Raw genomic sequence first — 23737 nt, 5'->3', positions numbered from 1 at the left:
TGGGCTTTTTTCTTAATCACTATCTAAAACTATTAATTAAAAAAATTATAAACAATGAGTTAGAATAAATTTATTGAGTTAACACATAATTTTATTGATTAACTTTGCTTCGACCAACATCTGTTCAGTCTGATCAGCCGTCATTGCAACCAAATATTTACCATTTGAATAATAAAGCGAACCATCCTGATTCAGGGCATAGCCTAACACCCCTCTTTTGAGAACTTTCTGCTCTCCATTCATTGCATATTGAATCAGTTCCCAATTACGAGGAATCACACCAGCAAATTTTTCACCTGCACTTTGATTTTGTTGCAAAATTTTCTGAGCTTTAATCAAATTACCTTCAACAAATAATTCTTCTTCAGATTTTTGTTTAGTCTTAGCAGGATTTCTACCTGAAGTCGACTTAAGCGATTCGCCAGTATAACGTTGCGTAAAAAAGTCTAACCAACCAATCACAGCACGAATAATTTTAAACGGCGCAAATATAATATCTTTGAGTGAATTACCACTGTGATGCTGATTTTTATATGGGCGCTTAAGGAAATAAAGCTGCCCCGCCGCATCAATTTTTGGTTTATAAAAATCAAATTTCGGATCAGCAATGATTGTTTCTAGTTCACCTGTTTTCAGGTTTAAGCGACAAATCTCTTTCGGTCCCACACTGACATTACCTTGATGGTCATAAGCAAAACCACAACTATCATAATAAACAATATCAGGATCTTGAGGATCAAAACTTGGATGTTCGTCTTGACAGTCACCTTCCGTAATATATTGGATGCGATTCGAATCTAGCCCCAGAACACAAAGATGCCTTTCATATGCATAACCTTTACTAGCAGATAAAATTAATCTTTGTTTTTGCGCTGCATAATCAAGATGATGAACAATAAATTCATTATTTCTAAGAACCAAAGCTTCTGGCTGTTGTAACTCAGTTAATGATTTCATATAAATTGCGCAACCATCTTGTAGTCGCGCCGCATAAATCATGTGTTGATTATCAGTCAATACAGCATCAACTGGAAATACATAGGCTAATTCATTTGGATCATCTTGACTGGTCAACCCCATAAATTGCGCGCCAGTCCCAATGGTTTTCCATTGTTTGCGCTGCTTAATTTCTTGTAAATTTTTCTTGTACTGACTGACCGCATGACAATCTATAGTCTGTGTTTTTTGATTTTGTAATAGATATAATTCTTGATTTGATAAATATAATAAAGATGACATGTAACCGTGTTCCTACGTTATCATTTTTAACATTCACTATATTTCACAAATTTTATAGTGAATGCTTTGATTATCTAGATTTTTATTAAATTTAAATAAAATAGTGATGGCAAATCATTTTAAGGCTGTTTTAAATATGGCCAAGCAGCTTTCATATAAATAAACATCGACCATAAAGTCAAAATAACGGCGGTATACAGTAAAGCATATGCCCAGATTTCGAGTGGTTTCCAGTTTAATAAGAACACACTAATCGCAATCATTTGAAATGCTGTTTTGTACTTTCCTACCGTAGAAACTGCAACGCTAGTACGTGCACCCAATTCAGCCATCCATTCACGCAATGCCGAAACGGTAATTTCACGCGAAATAATCACAATTGCAGCAAAAGCCATTGAAATCGTCGGTTGCCATTGCACCAATACAATTAATGCAGCTGCAACCATAAGCTTATCGGCGACTGGATCAAGGAAACGTCCGAAAGCAGAAGTCTGATTCAAAGTCCGAGCTAAATAACCATCGAACCAATCTGTCACTGCTGCAAGAACAAAGATTGCAGTCAATACCAAATGTCGCATCATTCCCCCATGATGCTCAGCAATTCCAATTGCAGGTGGCCAATAGGCAATTGCCAAAAATACAGGAATGAGGGCGATACGCGCCAAAGTTAAAATATTAGGAATGTTCAGGATTCGCCCTGTGCTCATAAACACCGCCATGTTGTTCGCATCAAATATGCATGTCGCACAAAGGATGTGCCGAGATTGTATCCATGTGTAAGCAACTTTATACGAAATGCACGGCAGTGTCGACTAGGCAAAAACGGCAACTGTTTGTCTAAGTATCGCAATCAGTCGATTTTCATCATCCCAAAGATAGGCATACTCGGTTGAATAGCCATGTTCAGCATATTCAGTCACTACTTTGTATTTGAACCAATCCTGTACTTGATGAGCAATCGGCTGCAAATAGGTAATTTGCCAAGTTAATGAGCTTGCAGGTGCGGGGGTTTTAAACATCGGTAACACACCTGGTGGCCACACATCCATCAATCCAAATAGATCGGCTAATTTCATTTCGCGATTTGGATGCAACTGAGGCATAAAACGACACCATCCGCCAAAGTCAGGCACTTTGCTGCCAGCCATTGGATAATTACCTTCAGCCCAACATAGTTCAAACTGTTGCAAACATTGTGGCATTAAGCCTTCAATATAAGCCGTTTTTTCCAACTGTGCCGGCAGTGGATAATCAGGAATTTGCGGTAGATTTTGCACATGAATCCGAGATTCACGCTGCGAACCAAAACTTGCTATTAAAATACTTTGTACAGTATCTGCTTGCCATAACCGCACTTCTAAGGTTGTAACCGATTTACCCTCTCGCAACACCTCTGCCGTGAGTTTAGCCTGCCCTTCTTGCACAGGGCCAACAAAGGTCACATTACAACTCAACAACTGCTTTGTTGTATCATGAACCACACTCTGCGCCTTTTGGATTAATAATCCTGCAACTAAACCGCCAAATACGGTGCGACCTTGTAACCATCCTAATGGAATATCAATCCACTCTTGATGTTCAACCTGTTGATATAGCGGAAGCAATGACATTATCTTTCCTTAATCGTCAAACCATCTTATCTTTAAATGTTTTTCTCTGTTTGTGAATGATCATTGACGCATCAGTCATTGAGAGATTGAGCCAATCGGTCAAATTATTCATGCAAAATTTTATAAATCGTTCTCGCCATGACTTCACCCAGACCCGGTACAAGCATCAACTCTTTTTCTGATGCTTTTAAAACACCTTGTATACCGCCAAAATGAGTGAGTAGATCACGACGGCGTTTTGGCCCTAGCCCAGGAATAGCCTCTAAAACTGAACTACTACGGCGTTTATCACGCTTAGCTCGATGTTTGGTAATAGCAAAACGATGCGCTTCATCTCGCACTTGTTGGATGAGGTGTAAAGCTTTATGGTCTTCGGGTAATTGAATCTTAGTGCCATCAGTAAAATGCAGCGTTTCTAATCCCGGTTTACGTCCCTCACCTTTAGAAACACCAATCATAAAAGCATCAAGCGCTAATTCTTGCATGACCTCCATCGCCATATGCAACTGCCCTTTACCACCATCAATCAAGAGTAGATCAGGTAACATATTTTTTTTATAACGGCGTATCAACGCTTGTCGCATCGCCGCATAATCATCACCGCCCGTAATATCCTGAATCGCAAACTGACGATAATCTCGCTTTCTTGCACCGCCCTGATCAAAGACTACACAAGAAGCAATCGGTGCTTCACCCATGGTATGACTGATATCAAAGCATTCAATCCGATCAATCGGACGCCCAACCACTTGTTCAAGTTGATGAAAACGCTCGTTCAATTCCAAATGATTACTCAGTTTGCCTTTAATCGCATGTTGCACATTCATTTGTGCCAACTCTAGCCATTCAGCCCGAGTCTCTCGCACTTTATGCTTGATTTGAACTTTCTTATTGAAGGTTTGTTGTAATGCTTCTTCTAATTGTTTTTGATCGGGAATATCTACATTTACAATCAATTCTGATGGCACTTCATCCGCCACTTGGAAATAGAAATTCGCCATAAAATCATTCAGCATTTGCGCCAAATCATCTCCCAACATATCTGGAAAATAACTTTTTCCACCAAGCATACGTCCATTACGAACATGCATGATTTGTACGCAAGTCACACCCGCTTGATAGGCAATCGCCAGAATATCGGCTTCGCCTTTGATCTTAAATACTGCTTGTTGTGCTTGAACCTCGCGCAATAAAGCGAGGCGATCACGATAAAATACGGCTTTTTCAAACTCAAGAGCTTCGGCAGCCTGTTCCATTTTTCCAATCAGCTCTTGATTGAGTTCTTTGGTATCACCCTGTAAAAAACGAATTGAATTATCCACATCTTCCTTATAGTCCTGAGGGCTAATCAGACCGACACAAGGCGCTGTACAACGTTTAATCTGATACTGTAAACAAGGGCGTTTACGTTGTGAAAAATAACTGTTTTCACATTGGCGGACATTAAATAATTTTTGTAATACAAGTAGCGTATCTCTAGCACTATAAGCACTTGGATATGGACCAAAAAACTTGCCAATTTGATGTTTACCTTTGCCACGGCCACTGGCAATACGTGGGTAAGGTTTATCTGCTGAAACGAAGATATAGACATACGACTTATCGTCACGCAACATAATATTGTATGGCGGACGATGTAATTTAATCAGATTTTGTTCAAGTAATAATGCTTCTGTTTCAGAACGAACAACCAAACTTTCGATGTCATAAATTCGCGCGACTAAAGCCTGTGTCTTAGGATGGTCAATTGTTTTAACAAAATAGCTGGATACACGATTCTTTAAGTTTTTGGCCTTCCCGACATACAGCAACTCTCCATCTTTGCCGAGCATTTTATAAACACCAGGCAATTGAGTCATATGAGTCAGAATTTTTTCAATATGTTCACGCGCGTTTGGATTCACAGCAGACTTTCATCATCAGTAATGCTTTCGATGATGTAGTCTGCATAAATCAATTTCAAGTCAATTGAGCTAAAATCCATCAATTCAATAACTCAAATAACACCAATTATTTAAAAACTCGACTCAATACGTTATTAGCGCTATTAAATGCAGACTCATTAAAGAAATCACAGGCTAGTTCATTTGTTGGAGCGATTGGATTAACTTCTCTAGTTGTATGGTAAAAACCCCAATACTCACGAGACTGATGGCGAATACGTGTATCTGCTAAATTAAACTCAGTATTAGGTGTAAATGCAGTCCAAGCTGCATTTTGCCAAATATCTTGGCGGATAATACTGCTTCCTACACTTACATGTGACAGATTTTGGGTTGGATAAGATTCAATATAATCTTGTGAACTCAACTGAACTTGTTTTTGCCAACATGTTGCACCTGCTGGGAATTTATCCTGACTGGCAAACAATATTCCTTTAATAATATCTAATGTTATATCGCTTATGAACGATGATGATGTCGCTTGTCTTAAAAAGTATCCTATATAGTCAGAAACATCTAAGCCAGATAAATCAATTTTTTTAAGTTGATAGGTGAGTTTAAATACTGTTCTCTGCTCTAAATTATAAGGCTCATATTCTAAAACAGTGTGATTAAATATCGCTTTACGACCGACCATATAAGCACCCGTAGTATTTTGCGGTGGTAATATAGTGGATATACCATTGCTCGTTATAAAGTTTCGAAGCGCTTCTGTTTGCAATTTCGGTGTTTCAGTATAACTAATTAAAAGATCATTATTTTTATCTACTTGGTATGATTTCTTTGTTAGTTTGTTTGAGGTATTTGCCGCTGCAAAATCATAACTGTAAAAAACTTTATTCTTTGGGTCAACCTTTCCATAAATATCATTATTTTCATCACTACAAGCCACTAAACTTAAAAGGCTTAAATTAATCAGTAAAAATTTTTTCATTATGGCTTCTCAATTTTAATAAAATGCCTGCAAATTATGCTCAATTTAGACCATTTGATACAATATTAATAAACAAATAAATAACCAAATCATCGTTATAAAAAAACGCCCTTTCGCGCGTTGATCTCATTCAGACTTAAAATACATAAGGTCGAATAAAAATTAAGAAAAATAGCCCTAACATGATGAACCATTTCAAAAAATAATATAAACCACGATTACTTGCTTTTAAGGCTTTGGCTTTTAAACGGAACTGATAAATATATCCAAAAAGCTTATTTAACCCGCCTGTTTGGTCACCCGCTTCATTGGGTGAGCTGGCTGCCGTCATGACACTTTTACCGAACCAATGATTAAACTTTTCCATAAAACGGGTTTTTAATGGGCGTTCTACATCAGCGAAAAAGATAATACGATTCTGTTCAGTGGTGTTTTCCGCATAATGGATATAGGTTTCATCAAACACCACACTTTCACCATCACGCCACGAATATCGCTGACCATCAACATCAATAAAACAGCGATCATCATTTGGTGTAATAAGACCTAAATGGTAACGCAATGAACCCGCATAAGGATCACGATGGCGAACTAAACGGCTATCTGGCGCTAACTCAGTAAACATCGCAGCTTTGATTGTTGGAAGGGTTTTTAATAATGCAGTTGTTTTTGGGCAAAGTTCAGCGGCAGATGGATGTGCCGAGTCATACCATTTCAAATAGAAACGTTTCCAACCTGTTTTAAAGAAGGAGTTGAAACCGAGGTCATCATAACTACTTGAAGCTTTAATCCCACCTTTGTCATATAAAGCTTTGGCTTCGTCTCGAATCATTTCCCAATTTTCATCTAAAACTTTTAAATCTTTAAAATACTGCGTATCAATATAAGGTTGATTCGGTACTTTAGAAAACATGTACATTAAAAAGTTTATAGGTGCAAGAATCGTTGAATGATCGAAAAATTGACGATAAAACGAATGCTTTACTTTACCGCGTCGTTGAATATACAAAGCTGAAATAATAAAAATCGCTAAAATGATCCATTTAACCATTGAAAAAATCGACCAAAAAAATGAATCTCGGAATTTTATCATCGTCTTTTTTAATTTCTAGCCAATTTTGGTTCAACAATTTGTTCTACTTAATTTATTAGATAAAATAAACAATAAATATCATGTATATATAAAAATTGATCTTCCAATGAAAATTGTTATTTTTTTATTTTTTGCTGTTTTTTGACCAAATACATTTTTGCATCAGCTTCATGAATCAAAGTAGATGCGTCCAAGTAGCCATCAACATGATCTGTTTGTTTTACACCGATACTTAAGGTAATACTCGGCTCAATTTGATAAACATACTGTAGTAATCTCGGAACGAAACTTTCAAGTGCCTGTGCTTCAGTACAACGCGGAAATACAATACAGAACTCATCTCCACCACATCTAAAACAATGATCATCCAAACGTGCAACGAATCGAATCGCATCCGCCACCACTTTTAAGATTTGATCCCCCTTAGAATGCCCAAAATTATCATTGATCATTTTAAAATCATTGATATCGATAAATACGACTGTAACGGGTTCTAAACTTCGTTCAGCTGCATAAATTGTCGAATTTAAAATACGATTTAAATGTCTCACATTTAATAGTCCTGTGAGCGGATCAGTTTGAGATAAAGCTTCCATTTGCTGAGCACGATCTTCTAACACAGAAGCATATTGCTCAATTTTTTCTTTAGATGCCTTCAACTCACTGACCAGACTCCACACATAGGTTTCTACAACCAGCGAAATATCAAACATAAATAACTTTTCTAAAGTAGAACGTATTTGATGAAAATTCTCTGTATCGCCTAACTGTTGTTGAATCATCGATATCAGCATGGTTTTGAGATGATAGACGGCGGATAAATATAATTTGGGTTCGACACCAATTCGTTTATGCACTAAACCGATTCTCAATCGATTATTGACATAATTGGCATCATAATTACCTGAAAAAAGTTCTACCAAGTATTGGCGTTGTGCATGTTGTAACCGAGATAAAGTGTCTATATCGCCAATCAGTGAAGCAATCTCAGAAATCGAGGTTTGCTGTTGATAAAAGGTAATCACAACTTGGTCAAGTAGATACTCAAGATCAATTTGTTCCCCTAAGTCAACCAACTGCTGTAATTCTTGATGACTTAAACTAAGCAAAGATCGTCGATATTCAATTTCTTCAATCGAAATATGCATTTGTTTCATCAATGTTTGGTCTGTTGGTTTCATCTTTTACCCATCCTTCCCTAAACAGGTTTGTTTTTTTATTCAGCCTCCCAACCACATCATCAACAAATAATTATTTTTCTATTCGTTTTCACATAAACCCTAAAAATAGCTATAACTAACATTTTTTGTCATAAAATCAAACTATGTCTCATTTCAAAAACAAAAAAAATCTTTCAAAATCCTTTTTCAACAATGAGTTAACAATAAAATATTGCTTTCTCTATATCTATAATAAAGCAATAAATAAGCCATAACTTTATCAACTGAACTTAAATATTAGCTTAAATATGCTAATAAAAAATATATGAATTTAAAAATGATTTATGGGTTGCTTAATGCACTTTTTACGTTTAAAACCGATAATCACATGACTAAAATCAATCAACTTTTCACTGTTTTTAAAGGAAAAAATAGCTTTCTATTTTTATACAAGCCTTAGAAATAAATTCTTTAAAAGAATAGATGACCCTAGCGTCACGGCTTGATACAACTTGTTATGTCCTTTTTGGATATAGTTATCGTAAGATTAGCGAAGCATTTTGTGTGCGCTAACGCATACACGCTTTATGACATCAACTCAGAATCCTCCACAACAAGGGAGATCAGGCATGATCCACGCTGGCAATGCCATTACCGTCCAAATGCTTGCGGACGGAATTGCAGAATTCCGCTTTGACTTACAAGGTGAGTCGGTTAATAAATTTAACCGTGCAACCATCGAAGACTTCCAAGCAGCAATTGCTGCGGTTAAAGCCAATAACGACATTAAAGGCTTAGTTGTTACCTCTGGTAAATCAACATTTATCGTTGGTGCAGATATTACTGAATTTGGCGACAACTTCGCTGCTGGTGAACAAGCAATTGTTGATTGGCTTATGCCTGTACATGACGTCTTCAATAGCTTTGAAGATTTAGACATCCCTAAAGTTGTTGCTATTAATGGTACAGCGCTTGGTGGTGGTTTTGAAATGTGCTTAGTGTGTGACTACCGTGTCATGTCTGAGCAAGCTCAAGTTGGCTTACCAGAAATCAAACTTGGTATCTATCCTGGTTTTGGTGGTAGCGTACGTTTAAGCCGTGTAATTGGTATCGACAATGCTGTTGAATGGATGGCAATGGCGAACCCGAAAAAACCAGCTGCTGCACTAAAAGATGGTGCTGTAGATGCGGTTGTTGCTGCTGACAAACTTCAAGAAGCTGCGATTGATTTGGTAAAACAAGCCATTGCTGGTCGTTTGAATTGGAAAGCAAAACGTCAAGAAAAATTAGACGCAATTAAATTGAACCCACTTGAACAAATGATGGCGTTCAATACGGCAAAAGGTGCGGTACTTGCAAAAGCAAACCCTGCACAATACCCTGCGCCAAAATTGTTACTTGACTCATTACAAGCAGGTGCAAGCCTTACGCGTAATGATGCATTAAAAGCAGAAGCTCAAGGTTTTGCTAAAGCAGCAATTACTCCACAAGCAGGTGCATTGATTGGTTTATTCATCAATGACCAAGTTGTGAAGAAAACTGCGAAGAAATATGAGAAAGGTGCTCATCCTGTAAACCAAGCAGCTGTATTAGGTGCGGGTATCATGGGTGGTGGTATTGCTTACCAAACGGCAAGCAAAGGCACACCAATCATCATGAAAGACATTGGTAACCCACAACTTGCACTTGGTATGAAAGAAGCGAACGGCTTACTGACTAAGCAAGTTGAACGCAAGAAAATGAAACCTGCTCAAATGGGTGAAACACTTGCTCGCATCCGTCCAACTTTAAGCTACGATGAGTTTAAAGAAGTGGATATCGTGATCGAAGCAGTGACTGAAAATCCAAAAGTAAAAGAGATGGTACTTGCAGACACTGAGAAGAATGTTCGTGAAAACACGATTATTGCTTCTAACACGTCTACAATCTCAATTACGCGTTTGGCGAAAGCATTACAACGTCCTGAAAACTTTGTTGGTATGCACTTCTTTAACCCAGTACACATGATGCCGTTGGTAGAAGTGATTCGTGGTGAGAAGACATCTGATGAAGCGATTGCAACCACTGTTGTTCTTGCTCAAAAAATGGGTAAAACACCAATCGTTGTCAACGACTGCCCAGGTTTCTTAGTTAACCGTGTATTGTTCCCTTACTTTGGTGCATTCGATCTTCTTGTAAAAGATGGTGCGGATTTCCAACAAGTGGATAATGTAATGGCGAAATTCGGCTGGCCTATGGGTCCTGCATACTTAATCGATGTTGTTGGTATCGATACAGGTGTTCATGGCGCAGAAGTAATGGCTGAAGGTTTCCCTGACCGTATGAAGCCTGACTACAAAGGTTCTATCGAAGCGATGTATGAAGCAAAACGTCTTGGTCAAAAGAATGACGTTGGTTTCTACAAATACGTGTTAGATAAGAAAGGTAAGAAAGCGAAAACTGTTGATCCAACAGCTTACGAAATCATTGCGCCTTTCGTTACTGGTGAAAAACGCGAGTTTGACAACCAAGAAATCATTGACCGTATGATGCTTGCTTTCTGTAACGAAACAGTTCGTTGCTTAGAAGACAACATCGTTGCAACTGCTTCTGAAGCAGATATGGCGATGATCATGGGTGTAGGTTTCCCTCCATTCCGTGGTGGTCCATGCCGTTACATCGACCAAACAGGTGTTGCTGAATATGTTGCGCTTTGCGACAAATATGCACACTTAGGTAAGGCTTATGAAGCGCCACAAATGTTGCGTGACATGGCTGCTAACAACAAAAAATTCTACGGTTAAGGAGCGACGTGAATGGCTACTTTAAATCCACGTGACGTTGTGATTGTTGATGGCGTTCGTTCTGCCATGGGCAAATCACGTAACGGTATGTTCCGCAATGTTCGTGCCGACAGTTTATCTGCTGAATTAGTACGTGCACTTGTTGCTCGTAACCAGTTTGATACCAATGAAGTTGAAGACGTAATTTGGGGCTGTGTAAACCAAACTTTAGAGCAAGGTATGAACATTGCTCGTAACATTGGTTTATTGGCTGATATTCCAAAAACTGCTGGCGGTCAAACAGTAAACCGTCTTTGTGGTTCTTCAATGCAAGCAATCCACACAGCTGCTGCACAGATTGCAACTAACCAAGGTGATGTATTCATCATTGGTGGTGTTGAGCACATGGGCCACGTCGGTATGATGCACGGCATCGACCTTAACCCAGAAGCATCTAAACACTATGCGAAAGCATCGAACATGATGGGCTTAACAGCTGAAATGTTAGGTCGTATGAACGGTATCTCTCGTGAAGAACAAGATGCTTTCGGTGTTGAATCTCACCGTCGTGCTTGGGCTGCAACTCAAGAAGGTCGTTTCAAAAACGAAATCGTTGGTGTTGAAGGTCATGATGCCAATGGCTTCAAAATCCTTTGCGACATCGACGAAGTCATTCGTGCGGATGCTAACCTTGAAGCATTCAAAGCATTGAAACCAGTTTTCGATCCTAAAGGTGGTTCAGTAACAGCAGCAACTTCTTCTGCTCTTTCTGACGGCGCATCTGCAATGTTGTTGATGTCTGCTGAGCGCGCTCAAGCATTGGGTTTAAAACCACGTGCTGTGATTCGTTCAATGGCCATTGCGGGTTGTGATGCTGCAATCATGGGTTATGGTCCAGTACCTGCAACTCAAAAAGCGCTTAAGCGTGCTGGTTTAACCATGGCGGATATCCAGACCATCGAATTAAACGAAGCATTTGCTGCTCAAGGCTTATCAGTCATGAAAGGCTTAGGCGTATATGACAAACAAGACATCATCAACTTGAATGGTGGCGCGATTGCATTGGGTCACCCATTGGGCTGTTCTGGTGCGCGTATCACTACAACCTTGTTGAACGTGATGGAACAACAAGATACCCAAATCGGTCTTGCGACCATGTGTATCGGTCTTGGTCAAGGTATCGCGACCATTATCGAACGTGTTTAATCGACACTAAGATAAAAAGAAAATCCCCGCATTTTGCGGGGATTTTTTTATGCGATCAAAATTCGTTTCATGGTTGTATAGAATTCTTAAAATACAAATGCCCACTGTAGACAGAACAATACACGGCAAATTATGATCGCTATTCCAACAAATAATAAGGTTCTAACAATGTTTAAAAATATGGCAGCCGATTTAATGGGAACCAGTGATATCGGTAAGATTATTGAACCTCAAGATTATGATAAAACTGATATTGATGACTATATTTTCCATGAAGACAATGAAAAAATTTTCTTTTTAATTAAAGCAAAAACCGATGAATACTGCTTCACTAACACATCATTTATTCATCTTGATGGTACCAGTGCGGTCAGCAAAAAACGCACTTTAAATCGCTATCCTTATAAACATTATCAGATCAGTCGCGTGTTGCTTGAAACCGCAGGTACAATTGATCGCGATGTCGAAATCAAATTCCAACTTGGTGGAGCAAGTTATTCCATTGATATTGAAAAATCACAAATCGAAAAAGTACGAGATTTGTATAAAGCTCTGTTTAGTATTGGAGAAGCGTGTAAAGAAATTGAACGTCAAATAAATTCACTAGTAATTACTCAACAAGCTGTGAATAACATGTTTTCTCTGCGTGAATTACCAGAACAAGTATTGTTAAATCTCCCCGATATTATTTCACAGACGACGATTCAAGTTGAAAATAAATTTACTGAACGCCGTAAACAAATTGAAAATTATGATTTCTCTAGTATTTTTGAGCGTTATCTCAAACAATAATAGAAAAAATCCCCACTATATATGCGGGGATTTTTATCTTAATCAATGATATAAGCTATGGTTGTCTAAAATCTTTTAAACCATTTTGAATTTGCTGCTGTAATAACAAAATATCATTCAAATTGACTTTAATCGAACCATCACGAATGCCATCAATATTGTTTCGATTTATATTAAGTGGCTCTAATATTTTAAATACACCATTAGTTGGATCAGATGATTGAAAACCTGAAGCCACTGCTAGAATATACTCTTGTAACCCAGGTGAAACTTGAGATAAGCCTGACTGCACCTTTGGTTCAAATTCAACTGCACTAATATTCTCAGGAATTTCTGCATTCTGCATATCAGTATGAGTTTTATAAATACGATGCTGAAGTGCTTGACGTACTTTTTTATCTTCTTGAAATGGAGTAGGTCCTACGACTTCTTCACGTAATTCAGATTCAGCCATAAGACGAATGGTTGGTAAAGTTGCAACCTCTTCGGCATGTACTGCTGAAAACCCAACCAAAGTAAATGCCATCATCAGCGCTGATCGTTTTAGAAAGTTCATCACTTGCTCCAAAAATCATTCACCTTAAACATTAAATAAAAATAACTGTAAGCTTAAGCCTACAACAAAGTAATATTGAATTCTGTATCACTCTGATAAACGGTAAATAGGATTATTTTTTTGAACGTAAGATAAAATGAGCGAATCAAATAATATGTCTGATCTTTGTAAAATGAATAGATAAAAGAGGAAAAAATCTCGCATAAGCTCGTTTTTTTGATTACTGTGCTCGAGTGAATTTATAAATATTGATTATTTTCTATACTTTAAAAAACGATTGGGAGAAATGGATGTTTTCAACTTTAATTAAAATGACTACAGCGATATCGATTACAGGATTATGTTTAGCAGGTTGTGCAACTAAAACCCTTATTACCAAAGACAGTAAAACTTATGTTCGCACAACTAAGGTTACTTTAGTTGAAGATACTGTCATTGCATTTGGAAGACCCGCTCAACAATCTTCAAATTTACCTAAAGATAGTCTCGTAATCGCTGGGCAAAAAAATAGCTATATCCTCACCCAAGGTGGATCCCAATTTGTGAGTTTGATCACAAAACTCGACCCAAAAAATATTCAAATTACACGTGAGCTAAGCTTTTATTCTGAAAAAAATGATGGCAATTTTTCGGGCACACTCCCCCTTTCATATATAAAACTAAAAGAAGACTTGAGCAAAAAAGATTTAGAGTTTTTCATTGAGAATGGTGCGAGAGAATGTTCTTCTTCAAGTGATGAACGTATGCAAGCTCAACGCTTCTGTTTCGATATCAAACTCGCTGGTGTGGTTTATCCTACAGCAAATAATCTAAGTTCACTCAAAGCCTTAAGTAAGCCTTATCAAGTCTCTATCTATACCAATAAAGAAGAAAGTTATAAATCAAAATCAGGTATGAATCCTTTGGAAAAACTGGTATTGCTCCCTTTTGCCGTGGCGATTGATGTAGTGAGTCTACCTTTCCAAGCAGCAGAAAAGATCTTTGATTAAGCTTAAGCTCGAACTCAGTCATGCAATGATGTATGCAAGGCATCATTGCATCACGAAATTATAATTCTTCATCTAATACTTCAACATTGTTTTGCTTAATTTTATCCATCTTCTGATTTAATCTGAGCACATCTTGATAAAGCGAATTAAACTTTTTGACTTGTGCTGTTTCCTCAAAAAGAATCTTGTTATCTTCTCTTTGCCAAGGGTAGGTTTTTAACATATCAAACATCGCTTGTGCTTTCTCAATCACTTGTTGTTCAATCGGGAAAATGTCATGCGCCTTGTCTGTTTTCAGGTTATTCTGCAATTTTTCTTGTAAGGATTTTCTCATTTCATTATGAATGGCAAGATTTTTTGCTTGTTCAAGTGAATCTGCCTGTATTTTCTGTCTCTTTATTCCGTATTCAGTCGAGATTTTTCGAACATCCTGAAGCATTTTTTCAGTCTCACGATAACCTTTTTGACGGTCTTGATCTAAACGTTCGACATCTAAAAAAGTATCCCAATTTGCTGCTTTGAGTTGCCTTAAATAAGCATTTCTTGCCTCAACATTTTGCATCCAATAACTAAGTAGAAACTCGGACATCAACTTATAATCACCAGATAAACGATCATCATGCACGTTGAGTTGTATAGGCTTGCTCCAATCCTGCGCTTGATCATAGAGCTCACGCATTTTTTCAGCCATAACAATTTCAAACATTTGTTCTGTATTGGCTGCATTTTGCTTTACGCGATATTGATAGAAAAAGAATGTACCCAAACAAATCACGACTACAGTTAAAAATAATAAAAAACGGCGCATGCAGCCTCCAAGTATATTTATATTTTTTATGTTCTGAATTTAAGTTTAATCAATCAAACACAGACTGTTAATTGATTTTTATTTCATTTCTCGTAACGGAGCATTACATTTTCATCGCTTTAAATTTCATACTTTCGCCCCTATTATCAAATCAACTGAAATTGTAGAGATATGCTATGCGCGTAGATATTTGGTCAGATGTCGTTTGCCCTTTTTGTTATATTGGGAAAAAGCGTCTTGAACATGTTGCTGAACAAGCAGGAATTGAGCTTGATATTCATTGGCATAGCTTTGAACTCGATCCAGATGCTCCAGCTAAACACGAGACTTCAAATACGGAGCGCTTAGCAAAGAAATATGGGCGTAGCTTTGCTGAAATGGAAGAAATGGAACGTAATGTTGCGGCTATGGCAGCGACTGAAAACATTGACTTTCAATGGCAAAAAGCCAATTCAGGCAACAGCTTTAATGCACATCGTATTATCCATTTGGCTCAAAGCAAAGGCTTGGGTAACGAAGCAAAAGAAGCTTTTTTTCATGCTTATATGACTGAAGGTCTTGCAATTGGTGAACGTGAAGTGGTTGAAGAAATCGCTTCACGGATTGGTTTGGATCATGCTGAAGTCGAGTATGTATTGAATTCAGATGAACTAGCAGATTTTGTTCGCCATGATGAAAAAATTGCCCATGAGCAATTAAATGTAACGGGTGTACCCTTTTTTGTTTTTGATCAAAAACTAGCACTTTCAGGTGCACAACCGCGTGAAATTTTCTTACAGGCATTACAACAGGCTCAATCTGCTTCTGCAGAAGAAATTCAGCAAACAGATACAGCCCAATGCAGCGATGATCAATGCGAAATTAAGCCTTAACAAGCTAGCTAAAATACAAGCTTCAGCAACTGTCTGAAGCTTGTGCGCAGCAAACTATTCTAGCTAGATGTGATAGTTACATCACCTATTATCTTAAAAAGCATACCGTTTATCTCTAGTGGTAAATTCTGTAACAAACTAAGTATTTTATTGATCAACTTTTAACTAAAAAAAATGTGATTAAAATCACACTACAGAGATAGATTTATAGATATACTTCCCCAGCGCGATCTATTTATCCGATTTATTGTTTTAAAATGTTGATACTTTGAAAGCCAAAACATGATCAAAATCTCTATTTGGAATACCTAAATGAGATTTTTTACTAACTTGCAGTCTATAGATTTTGCATATTTTTCTTCTATAATCGTCATAAAGTGACATTCTTTTGTTATGAAAATTCAAGAGTTACAAGCCCTAATAAATGGTCAGATTCAACCCGAACAAATATGCATTGAGCAACTTGTAGCCTTGGCTAGACAGCATAATTTGACGAATACACCTGAATACAAACTGTTAGATGATGCTGTGAATATCGTACTTATTCATTATTTGAAACAGGCTCAAGCCTATCTCTAAGGAAACTATCAATGGACGTATTAGAGAAAGCATTATTGGTTGATGAGCTCAAACATCTCATTGTTGGGCTAAACAACGATAAAAACTCACTTTTTGAGATTGCAAAATCAAAGCAACGTATCAAGGATATTTGTGCTTCTTGTGACGATCCATTGTTTCAAGAACAACTCACTCCATTTAAAGAATTTATTCAACAAGAAGAATTTTCGGCTGAAGAATTAGAAAGCTTTGGGTATGCACTCACTTATCGCGGAACATTTAAATTTATGGGGCGTGTTGAACATGCTTTATTTGCATCAGGCGACATGGGATGGGCAGCTTTACGTCAGTCACAGCATTGGCAAATTTGGGTTATTCGTCCTGCATTGTCTTTTATAAAGAGCCCTTGGTTTACATCTACTCGACAAGCACTTGAATGGATTCAAACGAGCACAAGTGATTATATAAAAACAGATGATGAACTCAAAAGTCTCATCCCTGTTTTAGAACCAATTCATCAAACTTCAACAGAATTATCGTTAGATCTAAATCAGACAATTCACAAGGACAGATTATCTGCAATGAGAGAAGAAACTGCGAATTTTGAAGCACAACTCGAAGCAATTATTCAGGAAAGAATTCAATCTGTACCCAATGCTCCAGCACCAAGTATGCCAACGGTTACAAAGCCTAAACCAAGTTTTAGACAAAATGTGCGTCCTGTTGCAAATCTAAATAAAGCTAAACCTGTTGCGCTAAAAGATTTTAATTTAGATGGACTCGTTTGTCGCTTAGAGCGTATCGATCCTAAAACATTTCCATCTTTATATCGTGTAGAGCTACACGATGAGATTGATCAAAATATTAAAATTGATTGGTTATATTTAAAAGCTGAGAATGACGTTCAACCTGTTTGGGAAACAGCTCAAATCTTTGTTGCTGAACAGCTTTATGCTCAAGGACAGTTTTCACATTATGTCGTACTTATTGGTACTCATAGTGTCGAATATGCTGCAACAATCTTACAAGCTTATACAGACCAACGTCATACTCAAACAAGCTCGATTCATCAAACAGACTGGGTTATTTTTAAACAACATTACCATCAACATGAAACATTATTTAATGAATGTATCATGAATGGTAGTCAAGTTTGGCAACGTAATGAGCGATCTTACCCTTATATTCCTGCTGCCTTTATTAACACGCAAAAATTTATTCCTTTTGAAGAAACAACAGCGACTTTTCTGACGCCAGTCATACTCCTCAAAGAGCGCCAGAAAATAAGAGTGCTACACGGCGCAGAACGCGTAAAATTATCGAGCGAAGATCAAGCTTATCCGTATCTATTGTTAGATCGTGCAGACGGCTATACATGGCAATTAATACGTCAAGTGATTAGCCGTCTCCCTCAACCAATTTCAGTTCACGATCTCTATCAAGCACTCGAAAATGCGGATGTTTCAGCGACCTAAATATCTATTTTTAAGATACATCTAATCCACCATCAAACTTGTGATTGCTTATTGTAAGTTTGATGGTAGATTTTCATAAATACTCATTCAAATTTTCAAAAGCATTGTTAAATTGCTGTTTTTTGTGTCTTTAGCTTGATTTTATTGTATGAATAATCAAAAGTTAAATGAAGAACAATATATAAGTTTTAACTATGACGACTTTAAATCAAACGGTACCATCATATATTTTATATACGCTCATTGCACTTCCATTCGGTTTATCAACAACTGTCAGTGCAGCAACTAAACCGGTTGAACAAACTGAGAATAATATTCCCAAAGCGGAAACATCAAATCAAGAAAATTTCTTAGACTATATTCCTAAATGGGTAGATGCGAGTCCGACGGTTCTTCCTGAACAATCTGATCAATCTATTGTTCCTCCAACCGCTGAAACTGAGAATAAAACTTGGGTTGATCGTAAACAGCGTGATATTCGCAACTGGGCTGATCGAACCTCGGTTAAGATTGATGACTGGTTTGGTGATGTCGACCCTGAAAAACCAGCTTCGGCAACGATTCGTTTTATGTTGGACAATTATTGGAATGAATATGATAACTATGAAGTTAAACCTCGTATTCGAGGAAAAATCAAACTTCCAACTTTAGAAAAAAAACTTAGCTTAGTTTTTGGTGATGATTCTCTAGATGACGAATTTAAAAATAATATTGCCAATACCAATACACAACCAAATCAAGATCCAAATAAAAAACTTGATTCTAAACAAACACGTGACAGCAATGGTTCTCTTGCATTACGTTGGTCTAATTTTTCCAAAAAACTACCATTTGAAACAGATGCAGATATTGGTATTCGTTCTGGTGATGATGTTTACCTACGTCTAAGAGCTGAGAAGCATTGGGATTTGCGCAATGATTTCCACTTTAATGCTGAACAAATCTATCGATATGGTAGTCAAAGTGAGAACTATCTGCGTACAAATTTAGAATTGATACATGCTCGCCCCAACCAACCTTTTCTTTCAAATCAATTCAGTTTAACTTACGCTGACAAACAAGATGATGATTTGTTATGGGACAATCGAATTTTCCGCCAACACCAATTTTTTGCGCATAACAATTTTAATTACGGTCTCTATACAGGTGGCTATTACAACAATAATGACTTGCGTCTAAATAGTTGGGGGCCTTTTGTTTCTTGGAGACAACCTTTATGGCGTGAGTGGTTCTATGTACAAGGTGATCTAAACTACTTCAATGATCATCGTTCAGATCGCAGTCATTTCGTTAGTACTTTCGTTCGTCTTGAAACCCTATTCTAAATTCATTTAAATGATCTGAATGCTTAATTTAAATTTTAATTGAGCATTTTCATTTTTATACAATCTTATAAAATAAATAATTAATTAAGCTTTGATTGTTATTATTTGATTCTTTAATTTTTCTTTTATGCATGAATCATCGATACGCCATACTTGTGTATGTTTTGATTATAGGAAATCTATATTTAGGTTACCTACTGCTCCCCTTTTTTCCTGTTTTAATCCCAATCAATAGACATCATACACATCTTGCTCATCAATCTTTTTTACAGCCACATTCGCAAGTACATCATGTTTTAAAATGTTCTACGGTGATTACAGATGAAGCTCATGAAGTAAGCAACGATCAACAACTTGCCGATGAACTTATGCAGGTTTTTGGTCATGACACTTTATGGCAACGTGCTCAGCAAACCCAACCGCCTAAAAAACTAGGCAAAAATACCAAGCACAATGCCCACAAAACAATTCCCACGCCGAATCCACTCAGCGCAAGTTGGTCAACCATTTCTAATTTATTGCCCTTTCATAATGATCTAGATTTAGGTTCAAATTCAGATACAGATATTTATGTCCAATTTCTAGCAAAGAAAAACTGGATCTTGTATTCAGGGCTACGGCTCAATACAACTCAAATCTTTCGTTACGGTTCAAGCAGTAAAAACTATGCGGAAACCTACTTAGATTTAACCCAAAAATTTCAGCAACAAGCACAGATTTCCACGCAATTTAACTTTTCTAAAACTCAAGACTCAGAATATGTATGGAGTAATCGTACTTTTCAGAAATTAAATCTGTTTTCTCAAAACAATCTCACCTATGGAATTTTGAGTACAGGTGATTATGAAAACAAGACTCTTCGTGTGAATGAGTGGGGGCCATATTTTTCTTGGAAAAGACCAATTTGGCGTAATTGGGTTTTTATGCAAAATGATATTAATTATGTAAACATGCCAACGAGTGAACAAGGATATTCTTTCAACTATCAAATGAAGTTTGAAGCACAGTTTTGATCAAAAGACCAACATAACTGTGGATAACTTAAATGTTATCAATAGATATAAAAAACCTCTGCCGAAGCAGAGGTTTTTAGGTCAAATCACTTATTGTAATAATAAACTGTTGATACGTTTTACATAGGCTGCTGGGTCTTCTGGTAAGCCACCTTCTGCTATCACCGCCTGATCAAAGATCACATTCGCAAGATCATCAAACTGTGCTGAATTTTCTAGTTTTCTTACCAATGGATGTTCAGGGTTAATTTCCAGTGTTGGTTTAATCTCAGGAACTGCTTGACCTGCTTGTTTCAACATGCGAATCAATTGCGGAGAAAGTTCACCCTCGCTCGTTACCAAACATGCTGGTGAATCAACTAAACGCGTCGTAACACGCACTTCTTTGGTTTTATCTTTTAAGGAAGTACTCAAACGATCGACGACAGGTTTAAACTGCTCAGCCGCTTGTTCTAAAGCCTTTTTCTCTTCAGCATCCTGTAAGTCACCAAGATCAACAGCGCCTTTAGAAACGTTTTGCAGTGGTGTGCCATCGAATTCAAATACAAAGTTCATTGCCCACTCATCAACACGATCTGCCATGAGCAATACTTCAATGCCTTTTTTCTTGAACACTTCAAGTTGTGGCGAATTTTTCGCGGCTGTAAGGTTATCAGCAGTCACGTAGTAAATCGCTTTCTGCCCTTCTTTCATACGTGCTTTATAGTCAGCAAATGAAGTCGAGATTTCATCATGGGTTGACGTCGCATAACGCAATAATTTTAGGATACGTTCACGGTTACCGGTATCTTCGCCTAAACCTTCTTTTAATACCGAACCAAATTCAGTATAGAAAGCTTTAAATTTCTCTTGGTCTTTTTCATCTTCCGACTTTGCTAAACCATCCAATAAAGTCAAGATACGACGCGCATTGCCTTCACGAATGGTTTTTACATCACGGCTTTCTTGAAGTAATTCACGACTGACATTTAATGGTAAATCAGCACTATCGACCACGCCTTGTACAAAACGTAAATAGTTTGGAATGAGGTTGTCTGCTTCATCCAAAATGAATACACGCTTCACATACAATTTAATACCCGCTTTTGCTTCGCGTGTAAACAGATCTTGTTTGGCTTGACTTGGGATATACAATAACTGTGTATATTCAGTACTACCTTCGACACGGTTATGTGCCCATGCTAGAGGTTCTGCAAAATCATGGCTGAGGTTTTTATAAAAGTCGATATATTGCTCATCAGTGATTTCGCTCTTACTGCGTGTCCATAATGCGCTAGCAGAGTTAATCGCCTCCCATTCATCCGTTTTAACCATCTGACCGCCTTTAGGCTCTTCACCTTCAGCGACTTCCTCTTCTTGCCATATTTCTTTTTGCATTTCGATTGGCAAGCTGATGTGATCTGAATACTTATTGATGATTTGTTTAACTTTCCACGACTCTAAATAGTCGAGTGCATCATCACGTAAATGCAAGATGATATCGGTACCACGAGTTGCTTTCTCAATTGTTTGAACTTCGAACTCACCTGTACCGCCACTGATCCAACGCACACCTTCAGCAGTCTCTAAGCCAGCGCGGCGTGATTCAACCGTAATTTTATCGGCTACAATAAATCCAGAATAAAAACCAACCCCAAATTGACCAATTAACTGTGCGTCGGCTTTCTGATCACCACTTAACTTTGACATAAAATCTTTAGTGCCCGATTTTGCAATCGTACCAAGATTTTCTATCGCCTCTTGTTGACTCAGACCAATACCATTATCGGAAATAGTTAAAGTTTTATTCTCTTTATTCAAGCTCACACGAACATGTAAGTTTGCATCATTTTCATAATATTCAGGGTGATTAATCCCTTCAAAACGTAACTTATCGCAAGCATCCGAAGCATTTGAAATCAGTTCACGTAAGAAAATTTCTGGGTTGGAATACAGCGAATGTGTCACCAAGTGTAATAACTGAGCAACTTCAGCTTGGAAACTATAATTTTGTGCGACTTGTTCACTCATAAATCACTCCTTATCTTGAGGCTTATATATTTGGAATGATTTATGAATGGTGCATATCTTGAATATTTCAATCCTTGTGTTTTATTTTTTCAGTTAAAAAATGCGCAAAAGAACAATTAGAATGGTCCTTGGCTCAATATACGTGTTTGTAGAAGTTGATCCAATTGCTGTTGTCTTTGCGCATAAGCACGACGAAGACAGGGAGTATTTGCTGCACATGAATTACGCTGTTTCAACCATTGGAATTGCTTATCTTTTTCTGCATCACGTCCTCCCATAGGTAGTGCGTGCAAAATAATCTGGTAAGTTGTTGCCAGTTTTACATCTGCATCATTTAAACCAAGATCGTTACAAATCTGTTGTTCCGATTTTAATTTTGCAGCTTTGCATGGGAAACTGGCGGCATGGGTTTGAGATAAAATGAGTAATGACATAAGAAATAATGCTGAGTTTAATAATTTTTTCATCACCGATCACAACTTATTAAAAACTAGTTGTTAGCTTACAGTACGCTCTGTTTCAGGCTTGTATCTGTTTTATGTTGCGATTGCAAAATAAAAAACCTCACGATCTGTGAGGTTTCTTTAAATCTAAATCGCCTTAGAACTTGTAGCTATAGCCCAAAGTATAGACCATTGGATTAATATCTAAATCAGTCAACTTAGTTCCATTAATTTTAACTTCTGGGCTTAATTGTGCATAACGCGCATCAAAGAAAACACCCCAGTTCTTTGCATCAGCTGGTTTAAAATTAAAACCAATTTGACCTGCAAAACCAAAATCTTCTTTGACTGATAAATCTTTACCAGTTAATCCACCTGTGGTTTGTTCATCCCAAGCAAGAAATGCTGAGCCACCAACACCGATATAAGGTGTAAAACCTGTTGAATTCTTCAAATTATATTTGAATGTTATTGTTGGTGGTAAATGCTTAATTCTCGCTACTTTCTCACCATCTAGCAAAACATCATGTGCAATTGGTGTTGCGAGTAATAGCTCTGCTGAAAATGGCGTATCACCAAAGAAATATTCTACTGAAGGTGTAAAAGCAAACTCATTGTCACCTTTTAAGGTACCTACCGCAATTTTTGTTTCATCTGTTGGCGCAATAACACTACCACCGACCTTAACCTGAAAACCACCTGCAAACGCAGTTGATGATAACCCCAATAATGCAACAACTAATACATTTTTTAGCATTTAAACAACCTCTTTTAAAAAATTATGTTCTTGTTCAACATAATAAACACGTGTTTTTATATTATGCAATACATATTAATTCCAACCTTTTTGATTGATTTTGTAATATATTGAATAATAAAAAAATATATTTGTTAAAATATGTAATAAAAAATAATTCAGACCAATTTAATCAACTTAAATCATTATAAA

21 protein-coding genes are annotated in these 23737 nt (G+C 37.2%); 9 read left to right on the top strand and 12 right to left on the bottom strand.

Going from position 1 to position 23737, the window contains the following annotated elements; all coding sequences use genetic code 11:
* Nucleotides 1-78 precede the first annotated feature (78 nt).
* The 7 genes from AAV96_RS10825 to AAV96_RS10795 form a co-directional block, all read right to left on the bottom strand.
* Nucleotides 79-1239: a hypothetical protein gene (locus AAV96_RS10825; protein WP_046739315.1), complete on the bottom strand. Its 1161-nt coding sequence runs from the start codon at nt 1237-1239 to the stop codon at nt 79-81.
* 119 nt (nt 1240-1358) lie between these two features.
* A complete protein-coding gene (gene pgsA, locus AAV96_RS10820; protein WP_004659303.1) occupies nt 1359-1946 on the bottom strand; it encodes a CDP-diacylglycerol--glycerol-3-phosphate 3-phosphatidyltransferase in 588 nt (195 codons plus the stop codon).
* Between the two features lie 105 nt (nt 1947-2051).
* Nucleotides 2052-2849 (bottom strand): thioesterase family protein, encoded by a 798-nt coding sequence (locus AAV96_RS10815; RefSeq protein ID WP_046739314.1) that lies wholly within the window; start codon nt 2847-2849, stop codon nt 2052-2054.
* Between the two features lie 104 nt (nt 2850-2953).
* Nucleotides 2954-4753: an excinuclease ABC subunit UvrC gene (gene uvrC, locus AAV96_RS10810; protein WP_081407491.1), complete on the bottom strand. Its 1800-nt coding sequence runs from the start codon at nt 4751-4753 to the stop codon at nt 2954-2956.
* A gap of 106 nt (nt 4754-4859) precedes the next feature.
* Nucleotides 4860-5726 carry a hypothetical protein gene (locus AAV96_RS10805; protein ID WP_046739313.1) on the bottom strand — a complete coding sequence of 289 codons (867 nt, stop codon included), beginning with the start codon at nt 5724-5726 and terminating at the stop codon, nt 4860-4862.
* 136 nt (nt 5727-5862) lie between these two features.
* A complete protein-coding gene (gene lpxO / locus AAV96_RS10800) occupies nt 5863-6777 on the bottom strand; it encodes a lipid A hydroxylase LpxO (protein WP_046739312.1) in 915 nt (304 codons plus the stop codon).
* A gap of 158 nt (nt 6778-6935) precedes the next feature.
* The gene (locus tag AAV96_RS10795; protein ID WP_004659308.1) at nt 6936-8000 is read right to left on the bottom strand and encodes a GGDEF domain-containing protein; all 1065 of its coding nucleotides are present in this window, start codon (nt 7998-8000) and stop codon (nt 6936-6938) included.
* A 608-nt stretch (nt 8001-8608) separates the two neighbouring features.
* On the opposite strand from AAV96_RS10795, the gene fadB reads away from it, so the two are divergent.
* The 3 genes from fadB (at nt 8609) to AAV96_RS10780 (ending at nt 12739) form a co-directional block, all read left to right on the top strand.
* Nucleotides 8609-10762 (top strand): fatty acid oxidation complex subunit alpha FadB, encoded by a 2154-nt coding sequence (gene fadB / locus AAV96_RS10790; RefSeq protein WP_004659309.1) that lies wholly within the window; start codon nt 8609-8611, stop codon nt 10760-10762.
* A gap of 12 nt (nt 10763-10774) precedes the next feature.
* The gene (gene fadA, locus AAV96_RS10785) at nt 10775-11947 is read left to right on the top strand and encodes an acetyl-CoA C-acyltransferase FadA (RefSeq protein ID WP_004802276.1); all 1173 of its coding nucleotides are present in this window, start codon (nt 10775-10777) and stop codon (nt 11945-11947) included.
* 168 nt (nt 11948-12115) lie between these two features.
* Complete coding sequence (locus tag AAV96_RS10780; protein WP_046739311.1) at nt 12116-12739, top strand: PH domain-containing protein; 624 nt, start codon at nt 12116-12118, stop codon at nt 12737-12739.
* A 55-nt stretch (nt 12740-12794) separates the two neighbouring features.
* Here AAV96_RS10780 and AAV96_RS10775 read toward each other — a convergent pair whose 3' ends face one another.
* Nucleotides 12795-13295, bottom strand: coding sequence for a hypothetical protein (locus AAV96_RS10775; RefSeq protein ID WP_046739310.1), 501 nt, complete (start codon nt 13293-13295; stop codon nt 12795-12797).
* A gap of 290 nt (nt 13296-13585) precedes the next feature.
* Here AAV96_RS10775 and AAV96_RS10770 point away from each other — a divergent pair, with 290 nt between their 5' ends.
* Nucleotides 13586-14284: a hypothetical protein gene (locus AAV96_RS10770; protein WP_005218622.1), complete on the top strand. Its 699-nt coding sequence runs from the start codon at nt 13586-13588 to the stop codon at nt 14282-14284.
* A gap of 58 nt (nt 14285-14342) precedes the next feature.
* Here AAV96_RS10770 and AAV96_RS10765 read toward each other — a convergent pair whose 3' ends face one another.
* Nucleotides 14343-15092, bottom strand: coding sequence for a hypothetical protein (locus AAV96_RS10765; RefSeq protein ID WP_046739309.1), 750 nt, complete (start codon nt 15090-15092; stop codon nt 14343-14345).
* 176 nt (nt 15093-15268) lie between these two features.
* Here AAV96_RS10765 and AAV96_RS10760 point away from each other — a divergent pair, with 176 nt between their 5' ends.
* From AAV96_RS10760 to AAV96_RS10740, 5 genes are all read left to right on the top strand, one after another.
* Entirely contained in the window at nt 15269-15964 is a 696-nt protein-coding gene (locus AAV96_RS10760; protein WP_046739308.1) for a DsbA family oxidoreductase, read from the top strand.
* A 393-nt stretch (nt 15965-16357) separates the two neighbouring features.
* Nucleotides 16358-16543 (top strand): hypothetical protein, encoded by a 186-nt coding sequence (locus AAV96_RS10755; RefSeq protein WP_004659320.1) that lies wholly within the window; start codon nt 16358-16360, stop codon nt 16541-16543.
* Nucleotides 16544-16554: 11 nt separating this feature from the next.
* On the top strand, nt 16555-17997 hold the full coding sequence (locus AAV96_RS10750) for a hypothetical protein (RefSeq protein ID WP_046739307.1): 1443 nt from the start codon (nt 16555-16557) through the stop codon (nt 17995-17997).
* A gap of 194 nt (nt 17998-18191) precedes the next feature.
* The gene (locus AAV96_RS10745) at nt 18192-19322 is read left to right on the top strand and encodes a hypothetical protein (RefSeq protein WP_046739306.1); all 1131 of its coding nucleotides are present in this window, start codon (nt 18192-18194) and stop codon (nt 19320-19322) included.
* Between the two features lie 131 nt (nt 19323-19453).
* The gene (locus AAV96_RS10740; RefSeq protein ID WP_046739305.1) at nt 19454-20335 is read left to right on the top strand and encodes a hypothetical protein; all 882 of its coding nucleotides are present in this window, start codon (nt 19454-19456) and stop codon (nt 20333-20335) included.
* Between the two features lie 90 nt (nt 20336-20425).
* Here the strand turns inward: AAV96_RS10740 and htpG are convergent, their stop codons facing one another.
* From htpG to AAV96_RS10725, 3 genes are all read right to left on the bottom strand, one after another.
* On the bottom strand, nt 20426-22345 hold the full coding sequence (gene htpG / locus AAV96_RS10735; RefSeq protein WP_046739304.1) for a molecular chaperone HtpG: 1920 nt from the start codon (nt 22343-22345) through the stop codon (nt 20426-20428).
* Between the two features lie 116 nt (nt 22346-22461).
* Nucleotides 22462-22812: a lysozyme inhibitor LprI family protein gene (locus tag AAV96_RS10730; protein WP_046739303.1), complete on the bottom strand. Its 351-nt coding sequence runs from the start codon at nt 22810-22812 to the stop codon at nt 22462-22464.
* A gap of 133 nt (nt 22813-22945) precedes the next feature.
* Nucleotides 22946-23545, bottom strand: coding sequence for an OmpW/AlkL family protein (locus AAV96_RS10725; protein ID WP_046739302.1), 600 nt, complete (start codon nt 23543-23545; stop codon nt 22946-22948).
* Nucleotides 23546-23737: the final 192 nt, after the last annotated feature.

The organism is Acinetobacter sp. AG1, assembly GCF_001005525.1.
Taxonomy (GTDB): Bacteria; Pseudomonadota; Gammaproteobacteria; order Pseudomonadales; family Moraxellaceae; genus Acinetobacter; species Acinetobacter modestus.
Note: the sequence above shows the minus strand (reverse complement) of the source record. Positions and strands in the feature narration are given on the sequence as shown.

Bases quoted from the DNA above. Each gene is read 5' to 3' on its own strand.
- AAV96_RS10825 (WP_046739315.1), bottom strand. From the start codon at position 1,239: ATGTCATCTTTATTATATTTATCAAATCAAGAATTATATCTATTACAA.
- pgsA (WP_004659303.1), bottom strand. From the start codon at position 1,946: ATGAGCACAGGGCGAATCCTGAACATTCCTAATATTTTAACTTTGGCG.
- AAV96_RS10815 (WP_046739314.1), bottom strand. From the start codon at position 2,849: ATGTCATTGCTTCCGCTATATCAACAGGTTGAACATCAAGAGTGGATT.
- AAV96_RS10805 (WP_046739313.1), bottom strand. From the start codon at position 5,726: ATGAAAAAATTTTTACTGATTAATTTAAGCCTTTTAAGTTTAGTGGCT.
- lpxO (WP_046739312.1), bottom strand. From the start codon at position 6,777: ATGGTTAAATGGATCATTTTAGCGATTTTTATTATTTCAGCTTTGTAT.
- AAV96_RS10795 (WP_004659308.1), bottom strand. From the start codon at position 8,000: ATGAAACCAACAGACCAAACATTGATGAAACAAATGCATATTTCGATT.
- fadB (WP_004659309.1), top strand. From the start codon at position 8,609: ATGATCCACGCTGGCAATGCCATTACCGTCCAAATGCTTGCGGACGGA.
- fadA (WP_004802276.1), top strand. From the start codon at position 10,775: ATGGCTACTTTAAATCCACGTGACGTTGTGATTGTTGATGGCGTTCGT.
- AAV96_RS10780 (WP_046739311.1), top strand. From the start codon at position 12,116: ATGTTTAAAAATATGGCAGCCGATTTAATGGGAACCAGTGATATCGGT.
- AAV96_RS10775 (WP_046739310.1), bottom strand. From the start codon at position 13,295: ATGAACTTTCTAAAACGATCAGCGCTGATGATGGCATTTACTTTGGTT.
- AAV96_RS10770 (WP_005218622.1), top strand. From the start codon at position 13,586: ATGTTTTCAACTTTAATTAAAATGACTACAGCGATATCGATTACAGGA.
- AAV96_RS10765 (WP_046739309.1), bottom strand. From the start codon at position 15,092: ATGCGCCGTTTTTTATTATTTTTAACTGTAGTCGTGATTTGTTTGGGT.
- AAV96_RS10760 (WP_046739308.1), top strand. From the start codon at position 15,269: ATGCGCGTAGATATTTGGTCAGATGTCGTTTGCCCTTTTTGTTATATT.
- AAV96_RS10755 (WP_004659320.1), top strand. From the start codon at position 16,358: ATGAAAATTCAAGAGTTACAAGCCCTAATAAATGGTCAGATTCAACCC.
- AAV96_RS10750 (WP_046739307.1), top strand. From the start codon at position 16,555: ATGGACGTATTAGAGAAAGCATTATTGGTTGATGAGCTCAAACATCTC.
- AAV96_RS10745 (WP_046739306.1), top strand. From the start codon at position 18,192: ATGACGACTTTAAATCAAACGGTACCATCATATATTTTATATACGCTC.
- AAV96_RS10740 (WP_046739305.1), top strand. From the start codon at position 19,454: ATGAATCATCGATACGCCATACTTGTGTATGTTTTGATTATAGGAAAT.
- htpG (WP_046739304.1), bottom strand. From the start codon at position 22,345: ATGAGTGAACAAGTCGCACAAAATTATAGTTTCCAAGCTGAAGTTGCT.
- AAV96_RS10730 (WP_046739303.1), bottom strand. From the start codon at position 22,812: ATGAAAAAATTATTAAACTCAGCATTATTTCTTATGTCATTACTCATT.
- AAV96_RS10725 (WP_046739302.1), bottom strand. From the start codon at position 23,545: ATGCTAAAAAATGTATTAGTTGTTGCATTATTGGGGTTATCATCAACT.